The sequence below is a fragment of the Pseudomonas monteilii NBRC 103158 = DSM 14164 genome (assembly GCF_000730605.1).
Classification (GTDB): domain Bacteria; phylum Pseudomonadota; class Gammaproteobacteria; order Pseudomonadales; family Pseudomonadaceae; genus Aquipseudomonas; species Aquipseudomonas monteilii.
Genome location: NZ_BBIS01000037.1, coordinates 76639 through 95167 on the forward strand (window position 1 = coordinate 76639; position 18529 = coordinate 95167).

At 62.0% G+C, this 18529-nt stretch carries 23 protein-coding genes, 2 tRNA genes and 1 pseudogene; 16 read left to right on the top strand and 10 right to left on the bottom strand.

Features of this window, described 5'->3' with window-relative positions:
* Positions 1–2: 2 nt before the first annotated feature.
* Positions 3–896: a transcriptional activator NhaR gene (gene nhaR / locus PM2_RS19110; RefSeq protein ID WP_016711410.1), complete on the bottom strand. Its 894-nt coding sequence runs from the start codon at positions 894–896 to the stop codon at positions 3–5.
* A gap of 131 nt (positions 897–1027) precedes the next feature.
* On the opposite strand from nhaR, the gene PM2_RS19115 reads away from it, so the two are divergent.
* Positions 1028–1267 carry a hypothetical protein gene (locus PM2_RS19115; protein WP_016711409.1) on the top strand — a complete coding sequence of 80 codons (240 nt, stop codon included), beginning with the start codon at positions 1028–1030 and terminating at the stop codon, positions 1265–1267.
* A gap of 29 nt (positions 1268–1296) precedes the next feature.
* Positions 1297–2049: a TerC family protein gene (locus tag PM2_RS19120; RefSeq protein WP_003250551.1), complete on the top strand. Its 753-nt coding sequence runs from the start codon at positions 1297–1299 to the stop codon at positions 2047–2049.
* Positions 2050–2094: 45 nt separating this feature from the next.
* Here PM2_RS19120 and PM2_RS31215 read toward each other — a convergent pair whose 3' ends face one another.
* Entirely contained in the window at positions 2095–2271 is a 177-nt protein-coding gene (locus PM2_RS31215; protein ID WP_016711408.1) for a hypothetical protein, read from the bottom strand.
* A 223-nt stretch (positions 2272–2494) separates the two neighbouring features.
* On the opposite strand from PM2_RS31215, the gene PM2_RS19125 reads away from it, so the two are divergent.
* Complete coding sequence (locus PM2_RS19125) at positions 2495–3172, top strand: peptidase C39 family protein (protein ID WP_025753713.1); 678 nt, start codon at positions 2495–2497, stop codon at positions 3170–3172.
* A gap of 58 nt (positions 3173–3230) precedes the next feature.
* Here PM2_RS19125 and PM2_RS19130 read toward each other — a convergent pair whose 3' ends face one another.
* Positions 3231–4514 carry an NAD(P)/FAD-dependent oxidoreductase gene (locus PM2_RS19130; protein ID WP_009682777.1) on the bottom strand — a complete coding sequence of 428 codons (1284 nt, stop codon included), beginning with the start codon at positions 4512–4514 and terminating at the stop codon, positions 3231–3233.
* Positions 4515–4717: 203 nt separating this feature from the next.
* Between PM2_RS19130 and PM2_RS19135 the strand changes: the two genes are divergently transcribed.
* The 4 genes from PM2_RS19135 to PM2_RS19150 all read left to right on the top strand — a co-directional run bounded on the left by PM2_RS19135 (position 4718) and on the right by PM2_RS19150 (position 6271).
* Positions 4718–4794 (top strand) — tRNA-Val (locus PM2_RS19135).
* A gap of 169 nt (positions 4795–4963) precedes the next feature.
* Positions 4964–5040: transfer RNA gene (locus PM2_RS19140), tRNA-Val, on the top strand.
* 132 nt (positions 5041–5172) lie between these two features.
* Entirely contained in the window at positions 5173–5742 is a 570-nt protein-coding gene (locus PM2_RS19145; protein ID WP_016711406.1) for an SPOR domain-containing protein, read from the top strand.
* A 103-nt stretch (positions 5743–5845) separates the two neighbouring features.
* Positions 5846–6271, top strand: coding sequence for a GTP diphosphokinase (locus PM2_RS19150; protein WP_016711405.1), 426 nt, complete (start codon positions 5846–5848; stop codon positions 6269–6271).
* 3 nt (positions 6272–6274) lie between these two features.
* Here PM2_RS19150 and PM2_RS19155 read toward each other — a convergent pair whose 3' ends face one another.
* From PM2_RS19155 to PM2_RS19165, 3 genes and pseudogenes are all read right to left on the bottom strand, one after another.
* Entirely contained in the window at positions 6275–6967 is a 693-nt protein-coding gene (locus PM2_RS19155; RefSeq protein ID WP_028699458.1) for an endonuclease, read from the bottom strand.
* 6 nt (positions 6968–6973) lie between these two features.
* Complete coding sequence (locus PM2_RS19160; RefSeq protein WP_016711353.1) at positions 6974–7216, bottom strand: DUF1654 domain-containing protein; 243 nt, start codon at positions 7214–7216, stop codon at positions 6974–6976.
* Positions 7217–7321: 105 nt separating this feature from the next.
* Positions 7322–7621: pseudogene (locus PM2_RS19165) on the bottom strand (NAD(P)/FAD-dependent oxidoreductase); the annotation flags it as partial.
* 201 nt (positions 7622–7822) lie between these two features.
* Here PM2_RS19165 and hpaR point away from each other — a divergent pair.
* A complete protein-coding gene (gene hpaR, locus PM2_RS19170; RefSeq protein ID WP_100213974.1) occupies positions 7823–8251 on the top strand; it encodes a homoprotocatechuate degradation operon regulator HpaR in 429 nt (142 codons plus the stop codon).
* 61 nt (positions 8252–8312) lie between these two features.
* Here the strand turns inward: hpaR and PM2_RS19175 are convergent, their stop codons facing one another.
* Positions 8313–9401: an asparaginase gene (locus PM2_RS19175; protein ID WP_016711350.1), complete on the bottom strand. Its 1089-nt coding sequence runs from the start codon at positions 9399–9401 to the stop codon at positions 8313–8315.
* A gap of 314 nt (positions 9402–9715) precedes the next feature.
* Here PM2_RS19175 and PM2_RS19180 point away from each other — a divergent pair, with 314 nt between their 5' ends.
* The 7 genes from PM2_RS19180 (at position 9716) to PM2_RS19210 (ending at position 16740) form a co-directional block, all read left to right on the top strand.
* A complete protein-coding gene (locus tag PM2_RS19180; RefSeq protein WP_016711349.1) occupies positions 9716–10672 on the top strand; it encodes a sugar ABC transporter substrate-binding protein in 957 nt (318 codons plus the stop codon).
* Positions 10673–10693: 21 nt separating this feature from the next.
* Positions 10694–12247, top strand: coding sequence for a sugar ABC transporter ATP-binding protein (locus PM2_RS19185; RefSeq protein WP_016711348.1), 1554 nt, complete (start codon positions 10694–10696; stop codon positions 12245–12247).
* Positions 12244–13239 carry an ABC transporter permease gene (locus tag PM2_RS19190; RefSeq protein ID WP_016711347.1) on the top strand — a complete coding sequence of 332 codons (996 nt, stop codon included), beginning with the start codon at positions 12244–12246 and terminating at the stop codon, positions 13237–13239. The genes PM2_RS19185 and PM2_RS19190 overlap by 4 nt, the downstream gene beginning before the upstream one ends.
* 4 nt (positions 13240–13243) lie before the next feature.
* Entirely contained in the window at positions 13244–14266 is a 1023-nt protein-coding gene (locus PM2_RS19195; protein WP_028699455.1) for a LacI family DNA-binding transcriptional regulator, read from the top strand.
* A 15-nt stretch (positions 14267–14281) separates the two neighbouring features.
* Positions 14282–15190, top strand: coding sequence for a ribokinase (gene rbsK, locus PM2_RS19200; RefSeq protein ID WP_028699454.1), 909 nt, complete (start codon positions 14282–14284; stop codon positions 15188–15190).
* Positions 15187–15585: a D-ribose pyranase gene (gene rbsD / locus PM2_RS19205; RefSeq protein ID WP_016711344.1), complete on the top strand. Its 399-nt coding sequence runs from the start codon at positions 15187–15189 to the stop codon at positions 15583–15585. Before rbsK ends, rbsD begins: the two co-directional genes overlap by 4 nt.
* Before the next feature lie 153 nt (positions 15586–15738).
* Positions 15739–16740, top strand: a complete 1002-nt coding sequence (locus PM2_RS19210) for a nucleoside hydrolase (protein ID WP_028699453.1) — start codon at positions 15739–15741, stop codon at positions 16738–16740.
* On the opposite strand, the gene PM2_RS19215 is transcribed toward PM2_RS19210, so the two are convergent.
* On the bottom strand, positions 16712–16924 hold the full coding sequence (locus PM2_RS19215; protein ID WP_016711342.1) for a hypothetical protein: 213 nt from the start codon (positions 16922–16924) through the stop codon (positions 16712–16714). The two genes, PM2_RS19210 and PM2_RS19215, sit on opposite strands and share 29 nt — an antisense overlap.
* 257 nt (positions 16925–17181) lie before the next feature.
* On the opposite strand from PM2_RS19215, the gene PM2_RS19220 reads away from it, so the two are divergent.
* Positions 17182–17502, top strand: a complete 321-nt coding sequence (locus tag PM2_RS19220) for an I78 family peptidase inhibitor (RefSeq protein WP_028699452.1) — start codon at positions 17182–17184, stop codon at positions 17500–17502.
* Positions 17503–17579: 77 nt separating this feature from the next.
* On the opposite strand, the gene PM2_RS19225 is transcribed toward PM2_RS19220, so the two are convergent.
* Together PM2_RS19225 and PM2_RS19230 are read right to left on the bottom strand one after the other, a co-directional pair.
* Entirely contained in the window at positions 17580–17792 is a 213-nt protein-coding gene (locus PM2_RS19225; protein WP_003250656.1) for a cold-shock protein, read from the bottom strand.
* A 162-nt stretch (positions 17793–17954) separates the two neighbouring features.
* Complete coding sequence (locus tag PM2_RS19230) at positions 17955–18260, bottom strand: hypothetical protein (protein WP_028699451.1); 306 nt, start codon at positions 18258–18260, stop codon at positions 17955–17957.
* Positions 18261–18529 lie beyond the last annotated feature (269 nt).

Below are 18529 nucleotides of genomic sequence, written 5' to 3' on the forward strand. Positions count from 1 at the left end.
CGTCACCAGTGAAACAACTCCCGCCGTGCGCCTTCGGTAATCGCCACGATCCCCGGGTGCTTGACCTTGCGTTCCACCGAAATGGCATAGAACGACTCATGCACGGCCTCGGTCTGACCGATCAGTTCCACGCCATACTGGCGGCACACTTCGTCGGTAATCACGCTGGGGGCGACGAAAATGCCGCTGCCTGACTGCCCGAACGCCTGCATCAAGGCACTGTCATCGAACTCGCCCACGATCCGTGGCTGCACCTGTTGCTCGCCTAGCCAGCGCAGCAGGCGGCTGCGCACCACGGTCTCCTGGCCGGGAACGAGCAGCGGTGCATCCTGCAGGCAAGCCGGGAAGGGGCCGTCCAGCCGTTGTGCCAGCGTTGGGGTGGCGAAGAAGCTCAGGCCGCATTCGCCCAGCTTCTGGCTGTAGCCTTTGATGTCCAGGTGGCTGGGCATGGGGCTGTCGGAAATCACCAGGTCCAGGCGCTGGATGGCCAGGTCTGCCAGCAACCGCTCGAGTTTGTCTTCGCGGCAGTTGATGCGCAGCACCTCATCCAGCTCCATCGTAGGCGCCAGCAGGCGGTAGACGATGGATTTGGGCACCACGTCGGCCACCCCCACGCGAAACAGAATCTGCTCTTGCGGGCCGGCGCGCAGCATGGCTTCCAGCTCACCGCCGAGCTGGAACATCTGCTCGGCATAGACCAGCGCCTGGCGGCCTGTCTCGGTCAGCTCCAGCTGCCGGCCTGCACGCTGGAACAGCTCCAGGCCATAGGTTTTCTCGAACAGGCTGATCTGCCCGCTGATGGTTTGTGGTGTGAGGTTGAGCTGTTCGCTGGCGCGGGTGATGCTGCCCGTCTTGGCCACGGCCCAGAAGTAATGCAGTTGGCGATAGTTGAGCACCGTCGGTCGCCCCGATTCGTTAAAACCGAAGTATACGCCATGAAAATACGAATTTTCCTGAACTATTGGCGTCTCTAAAATGCACGGCATCAGGCGCTATGCGCCGCCGGGATATTTCATGCGAGGACACCATGCTACAACTCAAATCCATTGGCACCCCGTTGGTGCTGGCGTTGGCCCTGTTCACGCTTGCGGGTTGCGACCAGGCCGAGAAATCCGCCCAGCAGATGCTCGACCAGGCGGCGCAGTCGGCCAAGCAGGCGATCGACGACACCAACAAGGCCGCCCAGCAGGCCTTGAGTGAGGCCATCGGCAAGGAAGGCCACACGCCTGAAGATGCCGACAAGAAAAAAGACACTCAGGAAATCTGACCCCCAACCGCCGCTGCAGGATTTGAACAATGGAATACTTGCTGGAACTCGCCGCTAGCCCTACCGCCTGGGTTGCCCTGGCTACGCTGGTGGCCATGGAAGTTGTACTGGGCATCGACAACCTGATCTTCATTTCCATCCTGACCAACAAGCTGCCAGTGGAATACCGTTCCAAGGCGCGACGCATTGGTATCAGCATGGCCTTGGTCATGCGCCTGGCCTTGCTCAGCACGGTGGCCTGGATCGTTCAGCTGACCGACCCGGTGTTCGAAGTGTTCGGCAACGCCTTCTCGTGGAAGGACGTGATCCTGATTGCCGGTGGCCTGTTCCTGCTGTGGAAGGCGACCAAGGAGATTCACGAAAACGTCGACCCGCACGGCGCCAAGGAAGAAGCCAAGGTGTCGTCGACGGTTACCTTGGGCTTTGCGGCGGCGATCTTCCAGATTTTGCTGCTGGACATCGTCTTCTCGGTGGACAGCATCATCACCGCCGTGGGCATGACCGAGCACTTGCCGATCATGATCATTGCCGTGATCACGGCTGTAATCGTGATGATGGTGGCCGCCGATCCGCTGGCCAACTTCATCAATGACAACCCGACGGTGGTCATGCTGGCCCTGGGCTTCCTGATCATGATCGGCATGACACTGATCGCCGAAGGCTTTGGTGCCCATGTGCCGAAGGGGTATGTGTATGCGGCCATGGCGTTCTCGACCGCGATCGAGGTCCTCAACATCCTGGCTCGCAGGGCGCGATTGAAGCGTGAGGCGGCTGAAGGTTGATAAAAATACGGGGCGCCATGCGCCCCGTTCGCTGTTTCTGAACGCTTAGTGTACCCCGGCATGCCGCCGCGCCCGGCGCACAGGCTGTGGCTTGGCGGAGGCCTGCGGTGGCAGGTGGTGGTGGGAATGACGCCGCACGATACGCAGTACACCCCACAGCATGGCGGCTGCAACGCTCAGCCACATGCCCACCAGCATGAGGATTGCCATGGTCAGGCTCATCTGTGCCTCCATCTCCAAGGGCAGCGCACGGTCAGCCAGCGCTTGCCTTCCAGACACTGCTTTAGTCTAGCCCTTCGCCTGTGACGTTCCATCGAACAAAGGTCTATCTCTGGGTCCGATTTGCTCTAAGCCGCTGTCGGGCTATACCCGCGCCGCTGTGGGACCTATGATCGTTGGTCAGAGCCAGGCGCTGCCTGCCTGGCGTTGAAACAAGCGAGCGTCCATGCAGCAACATTCCTTCAAAACCGTCCCCCGTCGGCTGCTGGCTGCCTGCCTGATTGCGGCCAGCCTGGCCGGCTGTGCCAGTGCGCCACCCGCCAACCTCAAGGGCCTGCCGCAGCGTGTCGAGATCAGCAGCGTGCCGTTCTACCGTGGCAACGCCAACCACAGTGGCGCCATGGCCCTGGCCGCCGTGTTGTCGCAGCAGGGCGCGCCCATCACCCCGGGGCTGCTGGACAAACCGTTGAACCTGCCTCAGGGCGCCGAAGCGCTGGACACCGGCATTCCTCGCGTGGCGCGGGACTACGGCATGGTCGTGTACCCGTTGGACAAGCAGCTGGACGCGCTGCTGGCCCAGGTGGCGGCTGGCAACCCGGTACTGCTGCGTTATGAGGACGGTTCGGCGTGGTGGGGCGAGCCGCGTTATGCGGTGCTGATCGGCTATGACCGTTACAAGCAACGGGTGCTGTTGCGCTCGGGCATGCACCGGCGGCAGGTGATGGCGTTCGATGACTTTGCCTCGGCGTGGGCGAAGCAGGGGAGTTGGGCGGTACTGGTACAGCCGCCACGGCAGCTGCCGGCCCAGGTGGATCGGCAGCGCTGGCTGCAGGCTGCGGATGAACTGGCGCGGGCGGGGCAGGAGATTGCGGCGAAGCAGGCCGTCAATAGCTTGAACAAATAGTTTTGCCTGTACCGGCCCTTTCGCGGGTAAACCCGCGAAGAGGCCAGTCCCGGCTACATCAGAAGCCCAGACGATCGCGCAGGCTGTAGTACCAGGCACCGATGGCGCTGAATGGCACGCGCAGCATCTGGCCACCTGGGAACGGGTAGTGCGGCAGGCCGGCGAAGGCGTCGAAACGCTCAGCCTGGCCACGCAGGGCCTCGGCCAGCACCTTGCCTGCCAGGTGGGTGTAGGTTACGCCGTGGCCCGAGCAGCCCTGGGAGTAGTAGATGTTGTCACCGATACGGCCAACCTGCGGCAGGCGCGACAGGGTCAGCAGGAAGTTACCGGTCCAGGCGTAGTCGATCTTCACGTTCTTCAGCTGCGGGAAGGCCTTGAGCATCTTCGGACGGATGATCGCCTCGATGTTGGCCGGGTCACGCGCGCCGTACACCACGCCGCCGCCGAAGATCAGGCGCTTGTCGCTGGTGAGGCGGTAGTAGTCGAGCAGGTAGTTGCAGTCTTCGACGCAGTAGTCCTGCGGCAGCAGGGTACGTGCCAGTTCTTCGCCCAGAGGCTCGGTGGTGATCACCTGGGTACCGCATGGCATGGACTTGGCGGCCAGTTCCGGTACCAGGTTGCCCAGGTAGGCGTTGCCGGCGACGATGATGAACTTGGCGCGCACTTTACCTTGTGGCGTGTGTACGACCGGGTTGGCACCACGTTCGATGCGCACCGCCGGGGTTTGCTCATAAATGATGCCGCCCAGCGACTCGACCGCAGCGGCTTCGCCCAGGGCCAGGTTGAGCGGGTGGATGTGGCCGCCGCTCATGTCCAGCATGCCGCCGACATAGCTGTCGCAGGCGACCACTTCGCGGATGCGCTTCTGGTCCATCAGCTCCAGCTGGTTGTGGCCGAAACGTTCCCACAGGCGCTTTTGCGACTCCAGGTGGCCCATCTGCTTGCTGGTGAGGGCGGCGAACACGCCACCGTCTTTCAGGTCGCACTGAATGTTGTACTTGGCCACGCGCTCACGAATGATGCGGCCGCCTTCGAAGGCCATGTGGCCCAGCAGTTGCGCCTGCTTGGGGCCAACGGTGCGTTCGATGACGTCAATGTCGCGGCTGTAGCTGTTGACGATCTGGCCGCCGTTGCGGCCCGACGCGCCGAAGCCGACCTTGGCCGCTTCGACGATGCTTACCTTGAAGCCGTTTTCCAGCAGGAACAGGGCGCTGGAAAGGCCGGTGTAGCCGGCGCCGATGATGCACACATCGGTTTCCACCTCACCCTGCAGCGCCGGACGTGGCGGCACCGGGTTGGCCGAGGCGGCGTAGTAGGACTGGGGGTAGGGGGTGTTAGCCATGCTGCAGGAACCTCGTGTTTTATATTTTTAACGAATGTACCGATGCTATCAATAATAATAAACACCCGCTAGTCGTCTGATGAAAATCCTTTACGGGCTAGCTGCCAGCCCATCTATCTATAAAGAGTTTAAGATTCAGTAGCTTAGCGCGAAAAAAAGTGTTGACAGGGTTTTAGGAATGCGTAGAATGCGCACCACACGACAGGCACATAGCTCAGTTGGTTAGAGCACCACCTTGACATGGTGGGGGTCGTTGGTTCGAGTCCAATTGTGCCTACCAAATCGAAGAAGGGGTGATCCGCAAGGGTCACCCCTTTTTTCATTGCCCGGTTTCGGGTGCAGCAAACCGTTGCAGGGGCGCGAAGCGCTTACATTCGAAAGTTTTTGATTTTTCTCAATAAAAAGCTTTACAGGTGTGCATTCGATCTCTAATATGCGCACCACACGACAGGCACATAGCTCAGTTGGTTAGAGCACCACCTTGACATGGTGGGGGTCGTTGGTTCGAGTCCAATTGTGCCTACCAAATCCGAAAAGGGCGATCAGAAATGATCGCCCTTTTTGCATGTGCGCGTGAAGCAGCGTGTAACGTTTGGTCGCGGTTCGGGACAGAGGTCGGCGTGCTAGAATCCGCCCCTTCGAATCTGGAGGTACACGCGTGCGCAAACTGGCTGTGGTAATGGCAGTGCTCGCCCTGGCGGGCTGTGAGAACGAGGTCGAAGGCGTGCACAAGCAGGTGGCCGAACACCTGCACAACCCCAAAACCGCCAAGTTCGGCAACGTACGGATCGACACCCAGGGCACCATCTGCGGCCAGGTCCGTGGCAAGGATGATGCCGGGCAGTACGAAGCCTATCGCAGCTACGTGGCGATCAAGCGCGATGGCCAGTACGACATCATCGTCGACGACACCGGTAACAACCTGCGCATCCGCGAGATGTGCGGCGGTGCCGACCTGCAGCGCCGTGCCGAGGCGCTGGCAGACCAACCGGCACCCGAGGGCTGGGATGTAGAGGTGGTTCAGGGCGCCAACATGGGCGCGTTGAGCGACATGACCGCACGGCTTATCGAAAAGGGCATCCCGTCTTCGGTGGAATACCGCGACGGCAAGCCAGTGGTGCTGATGGGGCCGTTCCCTACCCGCGAAGAAGCACAAGCGCGCAGGGATGAAGTGATGGCCAAGCTGGGCACCGATTCGGTGGTTATCCAGCACGGGGCCACACGCTAACCGCTCCTGTCAGCCCCGCAAGGCACAGTTAACCGTGCGCTAGACAATGTTCACACAAGTTTGGCTATGCTTGGAGTGACGATGCCGAACGGGGAGGGGCCTCATGTCTACACTGGAGCGGGCCATTGCCGTGGCCGCCAGGGCGCATGAAGGGCAATACGACAAGGGTGGGGCGGCTTATATTCTCCACCCGCTACGCGTGATGATGCGGGTGTCCACACCCGAACAACGGATTGTCGCAGTACTTCACGATGTGATCGAGGACACCTCGCTGACCCTGTCCGACCTGGCGCGCGAGGGTTTCGCGCTTAAAATCCTTGCAGCCTTGTTGGCGCTCAGTCGCCGCGAGGGTGAGGCTTATCAGGACTTCGTGGTGCGTCTGGGCGATGACCCGCTGGCGCGAACCGTCAAACTGGCTGATCTGGCCGATAACAGTGATATTTCGCGCATCCCTTGCCCTGGCCCCGCCGACCTGGCGCGGTTGGCCCGCTACCGGGAAGCCAGCGCCTATTTGCAGGCGTTGGTCTGAGGTTCAGCCGCAGGCCTTGAGGTTGACCGGCCCGACGAACTCATTACCCCGGCCCATCACGCAAGCTACCTGCTGGTTGCGTTGCCGCTCCCATGCCTGCGGCGGATAGGTCTTGTTCCAGGCCTCGAACAACTGGCGGTCCTGCCGGGACAAGCGCAGGTTGTACTGCTTGCTCATGTAAAAGTAGGTGCGTGCGATCATGCCGCGTATCGAGGGGCGTGGCATGACCTTCCTGGCTTTGAAGTCGACCTGGGTCAGGCAACTGCCATACTGGCCGCGTTGCTCCGGCAGCCAGCCGAAACTGAAGTTGCTGCGGTCGCCATTGACCTCGCCGATGCTCGGTACAAGGTTATGCAGGTCAGCCTCGGCACGTTTGTACACCTCGTCATGCTGCGAGCACTGCTTGCGCCCGCCGTCCTGCCAGCACTGGCGCTGATGGCCGATCTGCCAGGCGGGCACGATGTGCTCCCACTCGATACGTGACGCGCGCTGGGCGTTCTTGCGCGGGGCATAGCCGCAGGACGCCAGGTCGACCTTGTTGCCTTTGTATTTGCAGCCGCAATAAAACTCGGTCGATTGCCGCGCATACAGCTTCCAGGCGACCTTCTTGGCCTCCTGAAAGGTGCGTGGGGCATCGGCTTGGGCTAGTGAAGCGGTCAGTAACAGGCAGGCTGCGGCAAAAAACGAAACTCTCATGCGGGGTCAGTCTTCCTTCGGTACGGTCCAGAAAACCTGTACGCCGCCATCGTCGCGGTGAGCGAGGGTGACGTTGTCGTTTTCTGCGATCTCCTCCAGCAAGGTTTCCCAGTCTTCCGGGCTTTCCTGTTCCAGGCGGAAGATCAGCGCCGCTCGGCTACGCTGGGCGGTAGGGCTGTTGATGATCTTTTGGATGCGTACACCCAGCTGTTCATAGCTGCTCGGGGTGGCGGAGGCGGTGCTGGACACAGGCATTTCCTTGTTTTGCTGTATGCACATACAGTATTTCACTGTAAGTAAATTCGCAACAGCTTGTCGGGGGAAATCCTTTCTTGGCCAGTCATGGCTATGACGTCAGGTAAAGCGTTCGAAACGGTAAGGCGCTGGGTCTATCAGCGGAGTTGCCTGGGACACCAGGTCTGCTGCCAGCTGGCCGGCCGCAGGCGAGGTGCCGAAGCCATGCCCGGAAAAACCGGTGGCCAGGGTCAGGCCCGGAAGACTGGCCACCGGGCCGATCACCGGGTTGGAGTCGGGGGTGACGTCGATGGTCCCGGCCCAGGCGCTGGCGATACGTGCCTGTTCGAACACGGGCCAGGCCGCCTTGAGGTTGCGCATGGCTTCGTCGTTGAGTGCCGGGTTGGCGAGCGGGTCTTGCGCCAAGCTCACCCCCGGGGAGTACCGCCAGCGGCAGGTGGGCTTGCAGTGAAGGGGCCATGGCAGCGTACCCGGGATGTGTTGTTGTTTGCAGCGGATGGTCGCAGCCCGCGCGCCAGGCTTGAATGGGTTTTCCGTGGAACAGATTGCACTTTCCATCGTGCATGCCCTTAAATTCGTGAACAGAGAAAAACCACAGGCTTGACCACGACCAAGACGCAACCTTCGCTCACGCTGAGCCTTCTGCAGGCCCGGGAAGCCGCAATGGCATTTTTCAGGCCGTTGTTGAACGAGCACGACCTGACCGAGCAACAATGGCGGGTGATCCGAATCCTCAAGCAGCATGGTGAGCTGGAGAATTACCAACTGGCAGAGCTGGCCTGCATCCTCAAACCGAGCATGACCGGGGTGCTGGGGCGGCTGGAGCGCGACGGGCTGGTGCGGCGGCAGAAGGCCGCGCGGGACCAGCGACGTGTTTTCGTGACGCTGACCGAGCGCGGGGAGGCGTGCTTTGCCTCGATGAAGGAGGGGATGGAAGCCAATTACCAGAAGATTCAGGCGCAGTTTGGCGAAGAGAAACTGCAGCAGCTGATGGGGTTGTTGAATGACCTGAAACGCATCGCGCCCTGAGCCCTCCCAAGGCAGCGTAATACCCCCCAGAGCCGGCGAACCGGCCCTGAGGGCGGAACGATCAATACTCCCAGAAGATCCGCTGCAGCTCTTTGCTGTCCTGGGTCTTGGTCATCGCCACCATCGCCAGAATCCGCGCTTTTTGCGGGTTCAGGTCATGGGCCACGACCCAGTCGTTCTTGTCATCCGGCTGTTCGGCGTTGCGCAGCACGAAACCACCCTGGTTGACGTGCGACGAGCGGATGATCTGCACGCCATTCTTGCGCAGCTCCTGCAGCGCCGGCACTACGCGCGACGATACCGAGCCGTTGCCGGTACCGGCATGGATCAGCGCCTTGGCACCGTTCTGCGCCAGCGCCTTGTAGGCCGTGTCGGTCACGTTGCCATAGCCATAGGCGATGTCTACCTGCGGCAGGCTGCTGATCTGCTTGATGTCGAACTCGGAATTGACCGTATGGCGCTTGGCCGGGAGGCGGAACCAGTACGACTTGCCTTCCACTACCATGCCCATCGGGCCCCAGGCGCTCTTGAAGGCTTCGGTCTTGATGTTGACAGACTTGCTCACGTCACGGCCGGACTGGATTTCGTCGTTCATGGTCACCAGCACGCCCTTGCCGCGCGATTGCTTGTCGCTGGCCACGGCCACGGCGTTGTACAGGTTGAGCATGCCGTCGGCAGACATGGCCGTGCCCGGGCGCATCGAGCCGACTACCACGATCGGCTTGTCGGTCTTTTCCACCAGGTTGAGGAAGTAGGCGGTTTCTTCGAGAGTGTCGGTGCCGTGGGTGATGACAATGCCGTCGACGTCTTTGCTTTCGGCCAGTTCGGCAACGCGCTTGCCCAGCTTCAGCAGGTCTTCGTTGGTGATGCTCTCGGATGCAATCTGCATCACTTGCTCGCCGCGTACGTTGGCCAGGTCGGCCAATTCAGGCACACCGGCAATCAGCTTGTCGACGCCCAGCTTGGCGGCCTGGTAGGTGGCACTGTTGGCGGCGCTGGCACCGGCACCGGCAATGGTGCCGCCGGTGGCAAGGATGACCACGTTGGCCAGCTTCTGCTGGGTTTCGGCTTCTTTGGCCGAGGCGGTGGTGGGCAGGATCAGCAGCAGGGCGAGGGCGCTGGGGGCGAAGGTTTTAAGTACAGCATTCATCGTTATTGTTCTCTCTCTTCCTAGTGAGATTTTTTGTATGTCGCACAGTACTCAAGGCATGTTTCATACCAGCTTGTGCGAATGAGTGATAGCGCGGCCTTGTGCCGCGAACGGGGACAGTATTCCATTCGAAATTCCGAACAGGCGTAGGAAAAGGTGTTCGGTTTTCCGGAAAAATTCTGGATAATCGGCACCAGCAGCACTCAGCCCACCGAACGCCAAACGGATTTGACAAACTCCGGTCTTGTTTCCATAGTTAGGCAACGCAAACGTTTGCGATCCGATAAAAAACACAAGATTCGGAGTCATCGTCCATGAAACTGCCGTTCCCCGGTCGTCTGCTGGCCCTCGCTGTCGTTTCCACCTTGTCCCTCGCCCTGCCGTTTTCCGCCGCCCACGCCGAAGACAAGCCCAAGGTCGCCCTGGTGATGAAGTCACTGGCCAACGAATTCTTCCGCACCATGGAAGACGGCGCCAAGGACTACCAGAAAACCCACTCGGATGAATTCGACCTGATCGCCAACGGCATCAAGAACGAGACCGATACCGGCGAGCAGATCCGCATCGTCGAGCAAATGGTCAATGCCGGCGCCAAGGCGCTGGTGATCGCCCCGGCGGATTCCAAGGCACTGGTCTCCGCAGTGAAAAAGGCCATGGACCAGGGCGTGGTGGTGATCAATATCGACAACCGCCTGGACCCCGAACTGCTCAAGAGCAAAGGCATCAGTGTGCCCTTCGTTGGCCCCGATAACCGCAAGGGCGCGCGCCTGGTCGGTGACTACCTGGCCAACGAGAAACTCAAGGCCGGTGACCAGGTCGGCATCATCGAAGGCGTGCCGACCACCACCAATGCCCAGCAGCGCACCGCCGGCTTCAAGGACGCCATGGACGCCGCACAGATGAAGATCGTCTCGGTGCAAAGCGGCAACTGGGAGATCGACAAGGGCAATGCCGTCGCTGCCTCAATGCTCAACGAATACCCCGACCTGAAAGCCCTGCTGGCCGGCAACGACAGCATGGCCCTGGGCGCTGTGTCGGCCGTGCGCGCGGCCGGCAAGACTGGCCAAGTGCAAGTGGTGGGCTACGACAACATCAACGCCATCAAACCCATGCTCAAGGATGGCCGCGTGCTCGCCACCCTCGATCAGGCGGCCAGCCAGCAGGCGGTGTACGGCATTCAGGCGGCGTTGAAAATGGTCAAGGGCGAGAAGCTGGACGTGGGTGCCGACAACGTCATCCAGACCCCGGTCCAACTCATCACCAAGCCCTGATTGCTGGCAGGAGAAACGGCCATGCCTGCATCGGCCAACGAAGTGGTACTCGCCGCCAGCGGGTTGGGCAAGACCTACGCCCAGCCCGTGCTCGGCGAGGTCAGCCTGAACCTGCGGGCCGGCGAAGTGCTGGCCCTGACCGGTGAAAACGGTGCGGGCAAGAGCACCCTGTCCAAGCTCATCAGTGGCCTGGAAACCCCGACCACCGGGCACATGACCTACCGCGGCCAGGCCTACGCGCCCGGCAGCCGCAGCGAGGCCGAGCGCCTGGGTGTGCGTATGGTCATGCAGGAGCTGAACCTGCTGCCCACGCTGACCGTGGCGGAAAACCTGTTCCTCGATAACCTGCCCAGCCGCTTCGGCTGGATCAGCCAAAAGCGCCTGCGCCAGCTGGCCACGGCTGCCATGGCGCAGGTCGGGCTCGATGCCATCGACCCGGATACGCCGGTCGGTGAGCTGGGCATCGGCCACCAGCAGATGGTCGAGATCGCCCGTAACCTGATCGGCGACTGCCGTGTGCTGATTTTCGACGAACCCACCGCCATGCTCACCGCCCGCGAGGTGGAGCTGCTGTTCACCCAGATCGAGCGTCTGCGTAAACGTGGCGTGGCCATTGTCTACATTTCGCACCGCCTCGAAGAGCTGCAGCGGGTGGCCCAGCGCATCGTCGTGCTGCGTGACGGCAAGCTGGTGTGTGACGAGCCGATCCAGCGCTACAGCAGCGCCGAGCTGGTCAACCTGATGGTCGGCCGCGAGCTGGGCGAGCATATCGACCTGGGCCGCAGGCAGATTGGCGCGCCCTTGCTCAAGGTCGACAAGCTTAGCCGCGCCGACAAGGTGCGCGACGTGTCGTTCGAAGTCAGGGCAGGGGAGATCTTCGGTATCTCCGGCCTGATAGGTGCCGGCCGCACCGAGCTGTTGCGCCTGATCTACGGTGCCGACCGCGCCGACAGCGGCAGCATTGCGCTAGGCCAGCCACCCCAGGCCGTTAACATCGATTCGCCCAAGGCGGCTGTGCGGGCGGGTATCGCGCTGATTACTGAAGACCGCAAAGGCGAAGGCCTGCTGCTGACACAGTCGATCAGCGCCAATATCGCCTTGGGCAACCTGGGCGCGGTATCGCGGGCCGGCATACTCGATGGCGAGGCAGAAAAGGCCCTGGCCGAGCGCCAGATCCAGGCCATGCGCATTCGCAGTGCCGGCGCGCAGCAAGTGGTGGGCGAGCTGTCGGGCGGCAACCAGCAGAAGGTGGTGATCGGCCGCTGGCTGGAGCGCGACTGCCAGGTGCTGCTGTTCGACGAGCCCACCCGTGGCATCGACGTCGGCGCCAAGTTCGACATCTACGGCCTGCTGGCCGAACTGGCACGTCAGGGCAAGGCTTTGGTGGTGGTGTCCAGCGACCTGCGCGAGCTGATGCTGATTTGCGACCGCATCGCCGTGCTGTCTGCCGGTCGCCTGATCGACACCTTCGACCGCGATCATTGGAGCCAGGACCAGCTGTTGGCCGCCGCCTTTGCCGGTTATCAGAAACGTGACGCACTGCTGCACGATGCAGCCCCCAGGATGGATGCATGAAAACCACCCCGCTAAACAGCCAGGGCGCCGCCCCTGTGCGCCGCAGTGGCACCTATTTTGGCCTGGGCACCTACCTGGGCCTGGCCGGCGCCTTGCTGGCGATGATCGTGTTGTTCTCGTTCCTCAGCAGCCACTTCTGGTCGTACAACACCTTCAGCACCCTGGCCAACCAGATTCCCGACCTGATGGTACTGGCGGTGGGCATGACTTTCGTGCTGATCATCGGCGGCATCGACCTGTCGGTGGGCTCGGTGCTGGCGCTGGCGGCTTCCACGGTGAGCGTGGCGATTCTTGGCTGGGGCTGGGGCGTTTTGCCCTCGGCGCTGCTGGGCATGGCCGTGGCCGCGCTGGCCGGTAGCATCACCGGTGGCGTCACCGTAGCCTGGCGCATTCCGTCGTTCATCGTCTCGCTTGGCGTGCTGGAGATGGCCCGTGGCCTGGCCTACCAGTTCACCGACTCGCGCACCGCCTATATCGGCGATGCCTACGCCTGGTTCTCCAACCCGGTCGCCTTTGGCATTTCGCCGGCGTTCATCATTGCCTTGCTGGTCACCGTGCTAGCCCAGCTGGTGCTGACCCGTACCGTGTTCGGCCGCTACCTGATCGGCATCGGCACCAACGAAGAGGCCGTGCGCCTGGCCGGTATCGACCCACGCCCGTACAAGGTGCTGGTATTTGCCCTGATGGGCCTGCTCGCCGGCCTGGCTGCCCTGTTCCAGATTTCTCGACTGGAGGCGGCCGACCCCAATGCCGGCTCAGGCCTGGAGCTGCAGGTGATCGCAGCCGTGGTCATCGGCGGCACCAGCCTGATGGGCGGGCGCGGCTCGGTCATCAGCACCTTCTTTGGCGTACTGATCATTTCGGTGCTGGCCGCCGGGCTGGCGCAGATCGGTGCCAGCGAACCGACCAAACGCATCATCACCGGGGCGGTGATCGTCATCGCCGTGGTGCTCGACACTTACCGTAGCCGGCGCGCAGGCCGGCGGAACTGACAACATGGCAACCATCAAAGACGTCGCGGCACTGGCGGGCATTTCCTACACCACCGTGTCCCATGTGCTGAACAAGACTCGACCCGTCAGCGAACACGTGCGGCAGAAGGTCGAAGCCGCCATCCTCGAACTGGACTACGTGCCCAGCGCCGTGGCGCGTTCGCTCAAGGCGCGCAGCACGGCCACCATCGGCCTGTTGGTGCCCAACAGCGTCAACCCGTACTTCGCCGAGCTGGCACGGGGTATCGAAGACGCCTGCGAGCGCAACGGCTACTGCGTGATCCTGTGTAACTCCGACGACAACCCGCAGAAGCAACGCAGTTATCTGCGCGTGCTGCTGGAAAAGCGCATCGACGGCCTGGTGGTGGCGTCGGTAGGCCAGGACAGTGACCTGCTGCAAAGCCTGGCCAGCGTGCGCACGCCAATGGTGATCGTCGACCGCGAGCTGGAGGGCGTCGATGCCGACCTGGTACGCATCGACCACGAGCAGGGCGCCTATCTGGCTACCCAGCATTTACTGGAACTGGGGCATCGAGATATCGCCTACATCGGCGGCCCCGCCGAAACCGGGGTTACCCAGCTGCGCCTGAGCGGCTTCCGTCGGGCCATGGCCGAGGCCGGGGCACAGGTGCAGGGCAATCGTGTGCTGCACTGCGACTTCACCAGCCCCGGCGGCCATGCGGCGGCGGCGCAGGTGCTGGAAGGCAAGCCGCCCACGGCGATTTTTGCCGGCAACGACATGATCGGGTTTGGTGTGCTGCGTGCTGCCGCCGAGCGCAATATCAATGTACCCGGTGAGCTGTCGGTGATCGGCTTCGACGATATCGAGCTCAGCCGCTACGTGTACCCGCCGCTGACCACCGTGGGCCAGTCCATCCGAGAGCTGGGCGAAAATGCCGCGTCGCTGTTGCTGGCACGCATCGCGGCACCCCGGCAAGGCGCGGCAGAGCAACGCATCGTCGCCCCGCGCATCATACTGCGCGAATCCACCGGGCCACGCTCGGACCTGTTCAACGATTACCGCTAACGCTAAGGAAATGTCATGAGTGCCAAGGTCGTGGTGGTGGGTAGCCTGAATATGGACCTGGTGGCCCGCGCCCAGCGCTTGCCCCGGGCCGGCGAGACCCTTCCCGGCGAGAGCTTTTTCACCGTGCCGGGCGGCAAGGGCGCCAACCAGGCTGTGGCCGTGGCGCGGCTGGGCGGCAGCGTGGCCATGATCGGCAACGTGGGTGACGATGACTATGGCCGGCAGTTGCACCGCGCCTTGTATGTCGAGGGCATCGACTGCCAGGGTGTCAGTACCTGCCCTGGGGTATCCAGTGGTGTGGCGCTGATTACCGTGGATGCGGCCAGCCAGAACTGCATCGTCATCATCCCCGGCGGCAACGGCCTGTTGACGCAACAGTCGGTACAGCGCTTCGATGCACTGTTGCAAGCGGCCGAGGTGGTCATCTGCCAGCTTGAGGTGCCGGTGGACACCGTGGCCTGGACCTTGGCCAGGGCGCGTGAGCTGGGCAAGCAGGTCATTCTTAACCCGGCGCCTGCCACCGGCCCCTTGCCGGCGGAGTGGTTCGCCCGCATCGATTACCTCACGCCCAACGAAAGCGAGGCTGAAACCCTGACTGGCATGCCGGTAACCGACCAGGACAGTGCCCGGCGCGCAGGCGAACGCTTGCGGCAGATGGGGGCAGGTAAAGTGATCATCACCCTGGGGGCTCAAGGGGCCTTGCTGGTGACTGAACAGGGCCACCAGCATTTCCCGGCGACTGTGGTGCAGCCGCTGGATACTACTGCCGCCGGCGACACCTTCATCGGTGGTTTCGCCGCCGGTCTGGTTCGGGGCTTGGGGGAGGGCGAGGCCATCGCCTTTGGCCAGCGTGCGGCGGCATTATCGGTTACCCGCGCCGGTGCACAGCCATCGATTCCCTATCTGGCGGAGCTTACGCCATGAAGAAAACCCCGCTGCTGAACGTTGCCCTGTCGCGGACCATTGCGGGCATGGGGCATGGCGACATTCTGGTGATCGGCGATGCCGGGCTGCCGGTACCGCCAGGTGTGGAGCTGATCGACCTGGCCGTTACGCCAGGCCTGCCGGATTTCGCCAGTGTCTTGCGGGCGGTGCTGAGCGAACTGCAGGTAGAGCGGCATGTACTGGCCGAAGAAATGCAGAAAGTGGTGCCACCGGCACTGGTCGAGATCGAGCGGTTGAAAGGCAAGCTGGGCAAGCGGGAATGGCTGAGCCACGAAGATTTCAAGGTGCTGTCTCGCAGTGCCCGCGCTGTGGTGCGTACGGGAGAGTGCCAACCCTACAGCAACATCGCCCTGATCTCCGGTGTTACGTTCTAACTTATCGTCCTGGCCCGAGAAGATCCCTGTGGGAGCGGGTTCACCCGCGAACACCGGCGAAGCCGGTGCCATCCACCGCGCTGGACTCTTCGCGAGTACAAGGTACTGCGGTAATTCAGGAATATTTGTTCAGGCAACAAGGAGTGCCACCCCATGCTCAAACCGCTGCTACAAGGACTCGCCCTCATGGCCACCGCCACCACCCTCCAGGCCGCCCCGATCGACCTTATCATCGACACCGACCCTGGCGCCGACGACGTGGTTGCGCTGTTCCTGGCCATGGCCTCGCCCGACGAACTCAGCATCCGCGCCATCACCACCGTGGCCGGCAACGTGCGGCTGGACAAAACCTCGCGCAACGCGCGCCTGGCCCGTGAATGGGCCGGCCGTGAAGACATCCCCGTCTACGCCGGTGCCGCCCGCCCGCTGGTACGCACGCCCATCTACGCCGCCGACGTCCACGGTGAAGAAGGCCTGACCGGCGTCCGCGTACACGAACCGAATATGCCCTTGGCCCAAGGCAACGCCGTGCAATATCTGGTCGACACCCTCGGCGCCGCCAAACCGCACAGCATCACCGTGGCCATGCTGGGCCCACAGACCAACCTCGCCCTGGCACTGGTCCAACGCCCGGAAATCGCCAAAGGCATCAAGCAAGTGGTCGTCATGGGCGGCGCCCATTTCAACGGCGGCAACATCACCCCGGCAGCGGAATTCAACCTCTACGCCGACCCGCATGCGGCCCAAGTGGTGCTGGCCAGTGGTGTACAGCTCACCTACCTGCCGCTGGACGTCACCCACAAGCTGCTGACCAGCGACGCTCGCCTCAAGCAACTGGCCGCCGTGAACAATCAGGCCAGTAAACGGGTGGTGGATATCCTCAACGCCTACATCACCCACGACATGGACTTGTACGGCATGCCCGGTGGCCCGGTGCATGACGCCAGCGTCATCGCCTACTTGCTAAAACCCGAGTTGTTCAGCGGCCGGCGCATCCACATGAGCATCGACAGTCGCGAAGGCCCGACCTTCGGCCAGACCCTTGCCGACTGGTACGGCGTGCTTAAGCAGCCGGCCAATGTGATGTGGGTGGAGCAGGGCGATGCCCAGGGCCTGTTCGACCTGCTCAGCGCCCGTTTGGCGCGATTGGAATAGCCGCGTGCGGCGCGAAGCGCTCAAGCACCTGGTCGACGAAGCTGCGTGCCGCTTCGGCGCCGCGGTCGCGCACCAGCAGGTCGATAGCGATCAGCAGCAACTCTTCCGGCGTGCCAGGGCTGTACGCGCTTTGGCCTTCGGCCCATTTGACCTTGATATCGGCATCGATGCTGTGGCTGCTCATGAAAGGCTCTCGCTTGGGCCCGGGGCGGAGGGGCGAATACCGGATCCTGGTATTCGGGGAGGCACTGTGCCTTCACTTCCTAAAGTAAATCATGACTTTGCAGCGCAAACCAAGCGCCTCGTCGGCTGACTGGTAAAATTCGGTCACGATTGCCTTTCGCTCAGGGCGCCCGGTTCAGGCAGACTTGCGCGGTTTTGCAACGAATTCTTGGTGGCACTGTCGGAACAGACAGTTCCCAGATCGATTTAGGAGGCTTCATGTTCCGTACCCGTGCAATGTTGGCAACCCTGGCGGTGGCTGCTGTCTTGGCTGGTTGCAGCACTGGCGGTAGTTCTGATGACGGCAAGGCGCCCGTGGCGGCGGCCGGTAACGATGGCCGCTGCGAAGCCAGCGGCGCCGACTTCGCCATTGGCAAGCAGGGCAGTGCCGAGCTGCTGGAGCAGGCACGCAAGGCCAGTGGCTCGCAGATGGCACGTATTCTCAAACCGCACGACGTGGTCACCCTGGAGTATCGCTCCGAGCGCCTGAACCTGAATGTGGACGAGCAAGGCAAGGTCACCCGCGTTAACTGCGGTTGATGCAAGGGCTGTACAGGCGGGTGCGACACCCATAAAAAAACCCGCCACCAGGGCGGGTTTTTTTACAGCTATCCGAATTACTCCGGACGAACCTGTGCAGCCTGCATGCCCTTCTGGCCGCGCTCGGCGACGAAGGAAACAGTCTGGCCTTCTTTCAGGCTCTTGAAGCCGTCAGATTCGATGGCTTTGAAGTGAACGAACAGGTCGTCGCCGCCGCCTGCTGGGGTGATGAAGCCGTAGCCTTTCTCATCATTGAACCATTTGACGGTGCCTTGTTGGCGATTGGACATGGGTGAATCTCCAGAACATTTAGTTTTTTCAGTGGTGCAATGCGGCCGAGGCTACGGAGCACGGGATACATCATAGTCTAATTCTGCGCATCTAGCGCCTTTTACCTTCGCAGGATATTGATCCAGCTCAAAGAATGGCTGGCTTGCCCTGGCTTTAAGGTTTCAGCTCTTCGGCTTGCACGCCTGCTGAACGACCGTCTGGGCCTTCTGCATCAGCTTGGCATCCACGCCGTCATTGCTGTCGAGGTCGGCAATCTCCGCGTCGGTGAAATTCTTTTTGATGGCCTGGGCGCCGCAGTCGCAGTGTTTTTTCGCGGTCGTGGCGTCAACACCCTGGCCGCTGGCCACTTGCGTGCACTGGGCCATGTAGCCAGCTTCCTTGCCTGGTGGGAAGTTGCCAGCGTTCGCCGCCATCGGCAGCAGCAGGGCCCCAGCGGCCGCCAGGGCCAGAAGAGACGGAACTCGCATAACCAGTTACTCCTTGGGTTAGGGTCTCATCAAGAGTAGGTTGCTTCCCAAGGTCTGATAGGAATTTTTCCGCGTTAGTTCAGCCGAAGTCCGTAATTTCCAAATATTTCTGCCTGGCGTGCAACCCGCGTGCTAGCATGCCCGGCTTGCAGCTGACAACGTTCAGCTTGCAGCTATCTTTTTTCTTTCCAGTCACTCTGGTTCGTCCCTCGCAAGCCGAAAGGCTTCTGCCACTGTGAGGCAGGCTTCCTTTAAGGAGGGCAGGTCGG